At 60.9% G+C, this 11,825-nt stretch carries 12 protein-coding genes; 8 read left to right on the top strand and 4 right to left on the bottom strand.

Going from position 1 to position 11,825, the window contains the following annotated elements:
- Nucleotides 1-53 precede the first annotated feature (53 nt).
- Nucleotides 54-983: a LysR substrate-binding domain-containing protein gene (locus KGA97_RS08030; protein WP_223480555.1), complete on the bottom strand. Its 930-nt coding sequence runs from the start codon at nt 981-983 to the stop codon at nt 54-56.
- A 225-nt stretch (nt 984-1,208) separates the two neighbouring features.
- On the opposite strand from KGA97_RS08030, the gene KGA97_RS08025 reads away from it, so the two are divergent.
- The 5 genes from KGA97_RS08025 (at nt 1,209) to KGA97_RS08005 (ending at nt 7,113) form a co-directional block, all read left to right on the top strand.
- Nucleotides 1,209-2,699 carry an aldehyde dehydrogenase gene (locus KGA97_RS08025; RefSeq protein ID WP_223480565.1) on the top strand — a complete coding sequence of 497 codons (1,491 nt, stop codon included), beginning with the start codon at nt 1,209-1,211 and terminating at the stop codon, nt 2,697-2,699.
- A gap of 21 nt (nt 2,700-2,720) precedes the next feature.
- A complete protein-coding gene (locus tag KGA97_RS08020; protein WP_008041264.1) occupies nt 2,721-4,091 on the top strand; it encodes an aspartate aminotransferase family protein in 1,371 nt (456 codons plus the stop codon).
- A 398-nt stretch (nt 4,092-4,489) separates the two neighbouring features.
- A complete protein-coding gene (locus KGA97_RS08015) occupies nt 4,490-5,476 on the top strand; it encodes an ABC transporter substrate-binding protein (RefSeq protein ID WP_223480554.1) in 987 nt (328 codons plus the stop codon).
- Between the two features lie 9 nt (nt 5,477-5,485).
- The gene (locus KGA97_RS08010) at nt 5,486-6,289 is read left to right on the top strand and encodes an ABC transporter permease (RefSeq protein ID WP_223480553.1); all 804 of its coding nucleotides are present in this window, start codon (nt 5,486-5,488) and stop codon (nt 6,287-6,289) included.
- Nucleotides 6,277-7,113 carry an ABC transporter ATP-binding protein gene (locus tag KGA97_RS08005; protein WP_223480552.1) on the top strand — a complete coding sequence of 279 codons (837 nt, stop codon included), beginning with the start codon at nt 6,277-6,279 and terminating at the stop codon, nt 7,111-7,113. The genes KGA97_RS08010 and KGA97_RS08005 overlap by 13 nt, the downstream gene beginning before the upstream one ends.
- 127 nt (nt 7,114-7,240) lie before the next feature.
- Here KGA97_RS08005 and KGA97_RS08000 read toward each other — a convergent pair whose 3' ends face one another.
- Complete coding sequence (locus KGA97_RS08000) at nt 7,241-8,320, bottom strand: endonuclease/exonuclease/phosphatase family protein (RefSeq protein WP_223480551.1); 1,080 nt, start codon at nt 8,318-8,320, stop codon at nt 7,241-7,243.
- A 66-nt stretch (nt 8,321-8,386) separates the two neighbouring features.
- Entirely contained in the window at nt 8,387-9,061 is a 675-nt protein-coding gene (locus tag KGA97_RS07995; protein WP_032828940.1) for a YciC family protein, read from the bottom strand.
- A 178-nt stretch (nt 9,062-9,239) separates the two neighbouring features.
- Here KGA97_RS07995 and KGA97_RS07990 point away from each other — a divergent pair, with 178 nt between their 5' ends.
- From KGA97_RS07990 to KGA97_RS07980, 3 genes are all read left to right on the top strand, one after another.
- A complete protein-coding gene (locus KGA97_RS07990) occupies nt 9,240-9,983 on the top strand; it encodes a DUF2076 domain-containing protein (RefSeq protein WP_223480550.1) in 744 nt (247 codons plus the stop codon).
- Nucleotides 9,984-10,110: 127 nt separating this feature from the next.
- The gene (locus KGA97_RS07985; protein WP_008031749.1) at nt 10,111-10,590 is read left to right on the top strand and encodes an NYN domain-containing protein; all 480 of its coding nucleotides are present in this window, start codon (nt 10,111-10,113) and stop codon (nt 10,588-10,590) included.
- 22 nt (nt 10,591-10,612) lie between these two features.
- Nucleotides 10,613-11,224 (top strand): PolC-type DNA polymerase III, encoded by a 612-nt coding sequence (locus tag KGA97_RS07980; RefSeq protein WP_008031746.1) that lies wholly within the window; start codon nt 10,613-10,615, stop codon nt 11,222-11,224.
- Between the two features lie 127 nt (nt 11,225-11,351).
- On the opposite strand, the gene KGA97_RS07975 is transcribed toward KGA97_RS07980, so the two are convergent.
- Nucleotides 11,352-11,804 (bottom strand): Lrp/AsnC family transcriptional regulator, encoded by a 453-nt coding sequence (locus tag KGA97_RS07975; protein WP_192228036.1) that lies wholly within the window; start codon nt 11,802-11,804, stop codon nt 11,352-11,354.
- Nucleotides 11,805-11,825: the final 21 nt, after the last annotated feature.

Genomic DNA, 11,825 nt, shown 5'->3' with positions numbered 1-11,825 from the left:
GCCCTTGGATGTTGCATCGGTCTTTCGGACGCCATCGCCGGCAAGCCGGACTCCTACAAGGTCGGGTGTGATCTTACGGCCTTGGCGGTGAGCTGTTCGCGGCAGTAATCGGCAAACAACTGCGCCGGTTTGGTCAACTGCCCGCGCTTCAGCCACGCCGCCACCAGCCCTGAGCCGGTGATGTCTTCGACGATGTCCACGCACACCACTTTCTGCCCGTCGTAGGTGCACTCCGAGTGCGGGCGGGTGACCAGGATCGAGAAGCCGAACCCTTGGCCGACCATGCCCCGGACCATCTCGATCGACGGTGAGCTGAACGCAATGTTCGGCGACAGGCCCAGTTCTTCGAACAGGCTGACGAAGTAGGTCCGGCTCGGTTGCACGTCCAGCAGAATCATCGGCTCCAGGCACAGATCGCGCAGGGACACTTGCTTGAGTTGAGCAAAGCGATGATCCGCCGGCAGCAATGCATAAGGCCGCTGCGCCGGCATCAGGGGTTCAGTTTCGATGGTGGCGTCGAGGTCGTGTTCATAGAGGATCGCCAGGTCGAAGGTGCCCGAGGTCAGGCCTTGCACCAACTCCTGCTGTTCGCCGTCACGGATGCGGATTTTCACGCCGGGATACAGCGCCGAGAACCCGGCAATCAATTGCGGCAAGTACAGCGGCGCGACGGTTTCGAAGCAGCCGATGTCGATTTGCCCGGCCACCACGTCATTGTCGGCCAGGGCGTTCTGTTCGAACTCTTTGGCCATGCGCAACAGTTCCTGGGCCTTGCGGTAGAAGCGTGCGCCGCTGGGCGTCAGGGACACGCCTTGTGCGTGATGACGGATCAGCAATTGCACGCCGAAGCTGTCTTCCAGGCCTTTGATCGCCGTGGAAATGGCCGGCTGGGCGATGTACAGCTTGCGCGACGCCTCGGCAACGCTGCCGCATTCGACGGTGGTGATGAAGTACTTCAATTGACGCAGGTTGTAGGCAGCCACGGCAAACCTCGGGGTGGATGGACTCGACATCCAGCAATTTTTGCGCCGACTGCGTCCGTTCTGACGACGGTGTTGTTGTGCCTGAACAATAACCACATACCGCACGACCGGGGAGATGGGCTGCCCAGTTTTTTCATGGTCTGCGAAGACATTTTTACTATTTTTCCTCGACACGGGCCTGGGCCACCATCCAATTCACAAGAAAAGCCCATGGAGCATCTGAACGTGTTCGAGCTTACCTACTGGCAAAACAAGGCCGCTGCGCTGGCGTTTCCCGACCAGGCCCTGATTGATGGCAAACCCCGTTCGGCGAAGTCGGGACAAACCTTCGCCGCGATCAACCCGGCCACCGGCCAGCGCCTGGCCAACGTGACAGCGTGCGGTGATGAAGAAGTGAACGCCGCCGTCAAAAATGCGCGGCAGGTGTTCGAGGCCGGCACCTGGTCGGCGCGTTCGCCAAACGAGCGCAAGCAAGTGCTGCTGCGCCTGGCCGATCTGATCATGACCCACCGCGAAGAACTGGCGCTGCTGGATTCACTGAACATGGGCAAGCCAGTGATGGACGCCTACAACATCGACGTGCCGGGCGCCGCCGGGGTGTTTCGCTGGTACGCCGAAAGCCTCGACAAACTCTACGACCAGATCGCTCCGAGCGCGCAGAACGTACTGGCGACCATCACCCGCGAAGCGCTGGGCGTGGTAGCCGCCGTGGTGCCATGGAATTTCCCGCTGGACATGGCTGCATGGAAACTCGCGCCCGCGCTGGCGGCAGGCAACTCGGTGATCCTCAAACCCGCCGAGCAATCACCGTTTTCTGCCCTGCGTCTGGCCGAGTTGGCGCTTGAAGCCGGCTTGCCAGCAGGCGTGCTCAACGTGCTGCCAGGCCTCGGCGAGCAGACCGGCAAAGCCCTTGGTTTGCACCCGGATGTCGATTGCCTGGTGTTCACCGGCTCCACCGAAGTCGGCAAATTTTTCATGCAGTATTCCGCGCAATCGAACCTGAAACAGGTGTGGCTGGAGTGCGGCGGCAAGAGCGCCAACCTGGTGTTCGCCGATTGTCAGGACCTGGATCTGGCGGCCGAGAAAGCCGCGTTCGGCATCTTCTTCAATCAGGGCGAAGTGTGTTCAGCCAACTCGCGGTTGCTGGTGCAGCGTTCGATCCATGACGAGTTCGTCGAGCGCCTCAAGGCGCAGGCCGAACGCTGGCTGCCGGGCGATCCGCTGGACCCGTCGAGCAGCGCCGGGGCGATTGTCGACAGCCGTCAGACCGCGCGCATCATGAAGTTCATCGAGCAAGCCCAGCGCCAGGGTGCGACCAAGGTGTGCGGTGGTCGGCAGTCGATTTTCAACGGTTCCGACAACTTCATCCAGCCAACGATTTTCACTAACGTGAGCCCGGACATGCCGCTGTTTCGCGACGAGGTGTTCGGCCCGGTGCTGGCCGTCACGGCGTTCGATGACGAGGCACACGCCTTGCAGCTGGCCAACGACAGCGTCTACGGCCTGGCCGCTTCGCTGTGGACCGACGACCTCAATCGTGCCCACCGTGTGGCGCGGCAATTGCGCGCCGGTACGGTGTCGGTGAACAGCGTCGATGCGCTCGACGTGACGGTGCCGTTCGGCGGCGGCAAGCAGTCCGGTTTCGGCCGTGACCTGTCGCTGCACTCATTCGATAAATACACCCAGTTGAAGACCACCTGGTTTCAACTGCGCTAATAACAAAACGGAGAACTGGCGATGACCACACCACGTGAAACCCGCGACTACCAGGCCGCCGACGCTGCGCATCACATCCACGCATTCGTCGATCAGAAAGCGCTCAACGACGAAGGACCGCGGGTGATGGTCCGTGGCGAGCGCCTGCACCTGTGGGACAACGATGGTCGGCGCTACCTCGACGGCATGTCCGGGCTGTGGTGCACCAACCTCGGTTACGGCCGCAAGGATCTGGCGGCGGCAGCGGCTCAGCAGCTTGAGCAATTGCCGTACTACAACATGTTTTTCCACACCACTCACCCGCAGGTGATCGAGCTCTCGGAGCTGCTGTTCAGCCTGCTGCCGGGGCACTACAGCCACGCGATCTACACCAACTCCGGCTCCGAAGCGAACGAGGTGCTGATCCGCACCGTGCGCCGTTACTGGACCATTCTCGGCAAGCCCGAGAAGAAAGTCATGATCGGCCGCTGGAACGGTTACCACGGTTCGACGCTGGCAGCGACGGCGCTCGGTGGCATGAAGTTCATGCACGAAATGGGCGGCATGCTGCCGGACATCGAACACATCGACGAGCCGTACTTCTTCGCCCATGAAGGCAACCTGACCCCGGCTGAATTCGGCCTGCGGGCGGCGCAACAACTGGAAGCGAAGATTCTCGAACTGGGCGCGGACAAAGTCGCCGGGTTTATCGCCGAGCCGTTCCAGGGCGCGGGCGGGATGATCTTCCCGCCGGAAAGTTACTGGCCGGAAATTCAGCGGATTTGCCGCAAGTACGACGTGCTGTTGTGCGCCGACGAAGTGATCGGCGGCTTCGGTCGCACTGGCGAATGGTTCGCCCATGAGCACTTCGGTTTCGAGCCGGACACCCTGTCGATTGCCAAGGGGCTGACCTCTGGTTACATCCCCATGGGCGGGCTGATCCTGTCGAAGAAAATGGCGCAGGTATTGGTGGAGCAGGGCGGGGTGTTTGCCCACGGCCTGACCTATTCCGGACACCCGGTGGCGGCAGCGGTGGCCATCGCCAACCTCAAGGCGTTGCGCGATGAAGGCGTGGTGACGCGGGTCAAGGACGACATCGGGCCGTACCTGCAACAGTGCTTGCGTGAAGTGTTCGGCAATCACCCGTTGGTGGGGGATATTCAGGGTGTCGGGATGGTAGCGGCGTTGCAGTTGGCTGAAGACAAAACCAGTCGCAAGCGCTTTGCCAACGAGAACGACATTGCCTGGCGTTGCCGCACGATTGGGTTTGAGGAAGGGGTGATTATTCGTTCGACGCTGGGGCGGATGATCATGGCGCCGGCGTTGATTGCCAGTCGGGAAGAGGTTGATGAGTTGGTTGGCAAGACGCTGAAAGCGGTCGATCGTACGGCTCAGGAATACGGCCGGCTCTGATGTAGCCGAAGGTCCTGCGGACCTTTTCGCGGGCAAGCCTCGCTCCTACAGGTTTATTGTCGGTCTCGGAATTTAGGCCTGACACATTACCTGTAGGAGCGAGGCTTGCCCGCGAAAGCTTTTGCCGATTCACCCCACCTCTCACCTTTTGCACAAAGCCCGTGCACCCCTGCCAACCCCGCCCTTTTACCGCGCACGCTACCCAGTTTTTTCATCACTCCCACCGACATATTTCCTAATTTTCCTAATCCCCACCTTGGTCCAACATCGACCTCGCCAGTCAGCCGAACACTGCCCACCCAAAGGTCCATCAGAGACCACCCGTGGCAGCTCTTCTCCAAAGGCTGCTGGCCGTACTGCCCATGACAAAACTAAATCAACAGCTTTGGGAGTGCTCCATGATCAAGTCCTTGCTAACCCGCGTCGCTCATCCACTGGCGATCACCGCCATCGCCGCCACGGTCGCCACCAGCGCCCAGGCCGGCACCCTGTCCATCGGCCATACCACATGGGTCGGTTACGGCACGCTCTACCTCGCCCAGGACCTGGGCTACTTCAAGGAAGGCGGTTTGACCGTCGAGTTGCCCGTCGTCGAAGAGGCTTCGATGTACATGGCTGCGCAAGCCTCGGGCGAATTGTCCGGCTCGGCGTCGACCATCGACGAAGTACTGAAATACCGTCCGCAATTCTGCTTCAAGGCCGTAGCCGCACTCGATGACAGCCATGGTGGCGACGGTGTTCTGGTGGGCAAGGACATCAAGAGCCTGCAAGAGCTGAAAGGCAAAGCCGTGGCGGTGAACGAAGGTTCGACTTCGCAGTTCTGGCTCTCGTACTTGCTGAAAAAACACGGCATGAGCATGAGCGACATCACCGTGCAGAACATGACGGCCGACGACGCCGCCACCGCGTTCATCGCCGGTCGTGTGCCTGCCGCCGTGACCTGGGAACCGCACCTGTCGATGGTGCGTGACAAGAAACAAGGCAAAGTCTTGATCGACAGCAGCAGCACGCCTGGCGTGATTGTCGATGTGGTCGCGCTCAACTGCACGGTCATCGAGAAACAGCCGGAAGACGTCAAGGCGTTGGTCGCCGGTCTGTACAAAGCAGTGCAGTACACCAAGGACCATCCGCAGGAAGCCTACAAAATCATGGCCAAGGGTGTTGGCGGCTACCTCGCCGATCCGAAGGAGCTGGAAGCCGCCGCGCAAGGCGTGCGCTTCTACGATCAGGCCATGAGCGAAAAACTCCTGGGCTCGCCGGGCAAGCCGGGTGACAGCGAACCGTTGATCAAACTGGCCAACGAAACCGCCAGTGAATTGCAGGGCAAACCCTACAACGTCAGCAATGACGACCTGATCGACAACCGTTTCGTCAGCCCGCTGTAGGAGGTTCGCATGTTCAAGCGCAATTCATGGCTGAGCCGTTGCATCACGCCCAAGACCGGCTTGCCGGTTTCGGTGATCTGGAGCGCGAGCGGCCTGGCCTGGGTGTTGTTGGTGGGCCTGTGGGCCGGGTTGTCTTACGGCGGCGTGGTGCCGGGCATGTTCTTGCCGACGCCGGGCGCGGTGGTCGAAGCCGCCGTACGCCTGAGCCGCGACGGCACGCTCGGTTTGCACGTGTGGGCCAGTCTTGAAGTGGTGTTGGTCGGTTTCGTCGTTTCGTCGCTGGTGGCGGTGCCGCTGGGGTTACTGATGGGCAGCTTCCGCATCGTTCAGGCGTTCCTCGAACCGATGGTCAATTTCATCCGTTACCTGCCGGTGACCTCGTTCGTGCCGCTGTTCATTCTGTGGATCGGCATCGGTCTGGAGCAGCGGGTCTCGGTGATCATCTTCGGCGTGTTTTTCCAGCAACTGGTGATGATCGCGGACGTGTCCAAAGGCATCTCCAAAGACCTGATCAACGCCTCCTACACACTCGGCTCTAACCGCCGCGATGCGGTGTTGCATGTGATCGCACCGGCCTCGTTGCCGGGTGTGCTCGACACCTTGCGCGTGACCATGGGCTGGGCCTGGACGTACCTGGTGGTCGCCGAACTGGTCGCCGCTTCCAGTGGCCTGGGGTACTTGAGCCTTAAGGCCATGCGCGGCTTTCAGGTGGATGTGATTTTCCTCGCCATCGCGATCATCGGCCTGTTGGGCCTGGTCACCGATCAACTGTTCCGTTTCCTTCGTCTGAGGATTGCCGCATGGGCTCAGTAACCGCCGTCAACCCGCGTATCGTCACACCGATGGCTGCCCCGGCCTACGCCGCGCCTCGTTTGCAAGTGGACAAAGTCAGCCTGCGTTACCAGAAGCCCGATGGCGGAATGTTCACCGCGCTGGATCAGGTTTCGTTCGAAGTTCCGGATCAGCAATTCGCCGTGCTGGTCGGGCCGTCGGGCTGTGGCAAGTCGAGTTTGCTGTACCTCACCGCCGGTTTGAACGAGCCCACGGAAGGCGAGATCTACGTCGGCGGCCAGCAAGTTCAAGGGCCGGGCGCGGACCGCGGCATGGTGTTCCAGAGCTACACGCTGTTTCCGTGGCTGACCGTGCGGCAGAACGTCGAGTTCGGCCTCAAGCGTCGCGGCATGGCGGCGGCGCAGCGCAAGGACATCGTCGATTACTACGTCAACGAAGTCGGTCTCAGCGGGTTCGCTGACAACTACACCAAGCAGCTGTCGGGCGGCATGATGCAGCGGGTAGCGATTGCCCGCGCACTGGCCAACGACCCGCAGATCCTGCTGATGGACGAACCCTTCGGCGCCCTCGACAGCCAGACGCGCCTGCAAATGCAGCAGCTGTTATTGCGCGTTTGGGGTAACAGCAAGAAGACCGTGCTGTTCGTGACCCACGACATCGACGAGGCGATTCTGCTGGGTGACCGCGTCTACGTGATGGGCGCCAGGCCTGGGCGGATCAAGCAGATTCTGGACGTGCCGATCGAACGCCCCCGGACCCTGGACATGGTCATGGAGCGCTCATTCATCGAGATGAAACGCGATATTTTCGGGCTGCTGCATGACGACCTGGAGGAGGTGCATTGAGTGTCACGCAATCCCCTGTAGGAGCCGGCTTGCCGGCGATGAGGCCATAACATCCAACATCTTCGTTGACTGACCCACCGCTATCGCCAGCAAGCTGGCTCCTACAGGGGATTGTGTCCGGCCCGGATTACGGCGCAGCCGGCAGGAGGAACCGCGCAATCACCGGCAGGTGATCGGAGATCCGCAACGTATCGTCCTGTCGCACCGTCGCCTCGACCCGTTTGATCCGGGGGCTGTAAAACAGGTAATCGACGGTGCGGTCCGGGCCGTTCAGGCCTGGATCATTCGGGTAGTGCGTCAGCCAACGTGCCCGATCGATGCCGCTGGCTTCGTTGTTGGTCGGGATCATCGGGTACTTGTCCCACAACAGGTGCAGGGCGCTGTCGGCGGAGTAGGGCGTGCGTTGTTCGGTGGGCAGGCGTCGATATTGCCCCAGCGGCAACAGGTTGAAGTCGCCGCCGATCAGCCACGGGGTGCTATGGCTTTCGTATTTGTCGAGGACTTTGGCCACCGCCGTCACCTGAGACTGTAGCGTTTCGTCAGGTTGGGTCGCACGGTCCAGATGGGTGTTGAGGACCGCCAGCTGCCCGCCGTCACTCAACGGCAGGTAAGTGGCCAGCAAGGCATTTTTCGGCTGGAACTGACGGCTGATGAAGTTAGTCGGCGCGACCGGCAGTTGCAGGCGTTCGGCGTGTTCGATCCGGTAGCGGCTGAGGGTTGCCAGTTGCCGGCCGACACTGCCGAAGATGTGCGGTTGCGGCACGAAGTCGGCTTTCCAGTCGAGGGCATGGGCGCTGCACGGATAGAGATCGGCGAGGCGTTCCTGAAGCAGTTTGAACTGGTTCTGGTAATCGCTGGCCTTGGCGCCGTCATCGAGCTCTTGCAGCAACACGAGGTCCGGTTGTTCGTCGCGAATCACCCGCGCCACTTCATCGAGGCTGAAGGCCATGTCTTCAGGCGTCGGTTTTTCGTCGTCGCCGGCGGCCAGGTCATTCCAGAACACATAGCGCTTACCCGCCAGGTACTGAACGTTCCAGGTCATCACTTTCAACGCCTGGCCGGGCACCAGTGTCGGTGCTTGAGCGTTGCAACTGACGGGCAAAACTTCCTTGGCTTCGGGGCGCCAGGTCAGGCTGTAGATCAGCAAGGCAATCAGGCCGATTGCTATCAACAGGCCCAGCAGGGTGTAGCGCAGTAGTCGGGTCATGGCTCGGCTTATAGCGTTACAAAAGATGGACCCGAGCATAACCGAGAGCCGGGCCGAAGCCCACGATCAGAGCGGCCGGTCGATTTTCTCGGGAACGTCGCTGATCAGCATGAACAAACGGAACAACACCACGCTGGTGAACAGTTGCAGGAAGCTGTGGGCGCTGTCGATCAGCAGGGAAATCACCGGGTTCTGCGGTTCCGGATACACGTTGAGCGTCACACCCTTGAGCACCCACAACGGGCCCATCACACACAGGATGCACACCAGAATGCGCAGGAAATGACCGCGGGTCAGGCGCAGGCTTTCCTTCATTGCCGCCAGCGGCGCCAGGCCGCGCAGAACCAGCAGGTATTCGCTGAACGCCAACGTCACCATCAGCCAGATGCCCGGCAGGAAGTACAACGACAGGCCGAGCAGGATCATCAATGTATTGAGCGCCGTGAGCAGGGCGAAGCGCGGCCACAGGTACGCGGACCTCGCCAGCAGGTCACGGTTGCGCGGCGATTCGCCACGGCTGCGCGCGTCGAGAAACAGGATCAGGGCGGCGGTGTACAGCGGGTATACCAGCAGGCCGACGATCACGCTCACGCCGGGAAAGCTGTCCGGCACGGTGTTGTGGTCGACCACTTGTTGCAGCAGCGCTTCGAAAATCACCAGCGGCAGGCACAGCCGCACGATCTGGCTCAGATTGCGCTTGAAGAAATACAGCGAGTCACGCAGTACATCGAACGGATTCATCAGTCGGTATCGCAGGTTGAAAGCAGTGGCCCACTTTAACCGATGCAGCGCGTCGGGGCGCAAACGTAAACGTTCGGTAAAGGTCATTGAAACAACTTGTTTCAGCCTCCATTAAGGTCGAGCGCCGTATCCTCCCTGGAGAAGGTCAACGATTTCCCCGGCAATCTACGAGGTCGCCATGAACACCGAAGAGCAAACCCTGATCGATGGACTGTTTTCCCGGCTGCAACAGGCCGAAACGGACGCAGCCCCGCGCGATGCCCTGGCCGAGGCGCGGATCAAGGAACATCTGGCTCGCCAACCCGCGGCGGGCTACTTCATGACCCAGGCGATTCTGGTGCAAGAGGCAGCGATCAAGAGCCTCGACGCACAGAACAAGCAACTCACCGAGCAAATCCAGCAATTGCAGGCCGAACTGCAATCGGCCAAGTCCCAGGCACCTGCTCCGGCGCCGAGCAGCGGTGGCTTCCTGTCGAGCATTTTCGGTGGCAGTTCCCGTGAAACGCCTGCGCCAAGTGCACCGCCCTCCAGCGGCGGCTGGCGTGAGCCGGGACGGCCGTCGTTCAACGCGCAGCCGCCACAGCAGAATTTCGGTGCGCCGCCACCGCAGCAGAACTACGCGCCGCAACAGCAGGCGCCGGCGGTTGGCAGCGGTTTCCTCGGCGGCGCACTGAAAACTGCAGCGGGTGTGGCGGGTGGCGTGATGCTGGCACAAGGCATCAGCAGCCTGTTCCATCACAACCAGCAGCCGGAAGTGGTGGAAGTGATCAAGGAAGAGCCGGCTCAGGTCAACGATCACAGCGGTGACAACGGCTGGGGCGATGACCAGCGCGTGGCTGACAACTCCCAAGACTATGCCGACACCGACTACAACGATGACAGTTCATCGTTCTTCGGCGGCGACGACGATTCCTTCGTCTGACACGCCATTCGTCCGGAGCGCTGCGGCGCTCCGGGCCGATTATTCGCGGAACATTCCTCCAGGCTGGCATACTGGGCAACTTTTCGGGCCCGGTGCCTGATCCCGCCTGCGCGAAAGAGGATGCACGGTGAAAAAAATTGCAGTGTTCGCCGATGTCCAGAACCTCTACTACACCGTGCGTCAGGCCTATGGTTGCCACTTCAACTACGCCGCGCTGTGGGCTGACATCAGCAAACAGGGCGATATCGTCGAAGCCTATGCCTACGCGATCGATCGCGGCGACAGCAAACAGCAGCAGTTCCAGCAGATCCTGCGCAACCTCGGTTTCACCGTGAAGCTCAAACCCTACATCCAGCGCAGCGACGGCTCGGCCAAGGGCGACTGGGACGTGGGCATCACCCTCGACATCATGGACGCCGCCGATCATGTCGACGAAGTGGTGCTGGCCTCCGGCGACGGTGATTTCGACATGCTGCTGGAACGCATCATCGCCAAGCATGGCGTGCAAGCGGTGGCCTACGGCGTACCGGGCCTGACGGCCAACTCGCTGATCCGCGCCGCCAGCCGCTACGTGCCGATCGAAGGCGCGTTGCTGCTCAAGAATTGATTTTTACGGAGTTGAAACAGGTTTGGAACGCATAGCAGTCATCGACTTTGAAACCACCGGGATCTCCCCGAGCAGCAGCTGCCGGGCCACGGAAATTGCCGTGGTGATCCTTGAACAGGGGCGCATCGTCGAGCGTTACCAAAGCCTGATGAATGCTGGCGTACGCGTCCCGGCCTTCATCGAACAACTCACCGGCATCAGCAACGCCATGCTGCGCACCGCGCCGTCGGCGGAACAGGTGATGAATGAGGTCAACGAATTTGTTGGCACCACGCCGCTGCTGGCGCACAACGCCGCGTTCGACCAGAAGTTCTGGGACTTTGAACTGGGGCGGATCAAGCGTACGCGGTTGCAGAACTTTGCTTGTTCGCTGCTACTGGCCCGTCGGCTGATGCCGGCTGCGCCGAATCACAAACTCGGCACCCTCACCACCTTCGCCAGCCTGCCCAACACCGGCAAGGCTCACCGGGCGATGGCCGACGCCGAGATGGCGGCCAACCTGACGGCGCATCTGGCGCAGGAGTTGCGGCAGAAGCACGGGTTGCGCGAGTTGTCCCATGATCTGCTGGTCAGCTTGCAGAAAGTCCCGGCGGCCAAAATCAACGAACACCTCAAGCGCCATCGCGGGTTCTGACAGAAACACCGCTGACCCCCTGTGGGAGCGAGCCTGCTCGCGATAGCGATTTATCATTCAACATCTATGTTGCCTGACACTCCGCCATCGCGAGCAGGCTCGCTCCCACATTTGATCACCTGCAACTTTAGACCGGTTTCCCTTCCAACTGTCCCAACGGCACGCGCTTCTCTATCGCGCTCGACAACACAATCGACGTCTTGCTGAACCCGAATGTGGCAATCCGGTTGATCAGCTCTTCCAGCTCCGGCATCGAGCCCACCGCCGCTTGCATGATCACGCACGGATCACCCGTCACCCGGTGACATTCGGTCAGCTGTGGGATTTTGATCAGGTCGTCGTAGGCTTTCTGATTACCGTGCTGGTTCAGGCGCAGTTCGATCACGCACTGGATCGGCAAGCCCAGCTTGGCCATGTCGACTTTCGCCTGATAACCGGTAATCACCCCGCTGGCCTCAAGTTTGGCCACGCGCTCGGCCACGGCCGGGGCGGACAGGTTCACTTTGCGTGCGAGGTCGGCGTAGGACGCACGACCGTTTTCCAGTAGGGCGCTGAGGAGCATGCGGTCGTATTTGTCCATGAGCGAATTCCTGAAAAATGG

Source organism: Pseudomonas sp. BF-B-15 (genome assembly GCF_019946675.1).
Lineage (GTDB): Bacteria > Pseudomonadota > Gammaproteobacteria > Pseudomonadales > Pseudomonadaceae > Aquipseudomonas > Aquipseudomonas migulae.
This window is presented reverse-complemented; position numbering and strand designations above follow the sequence as displayed.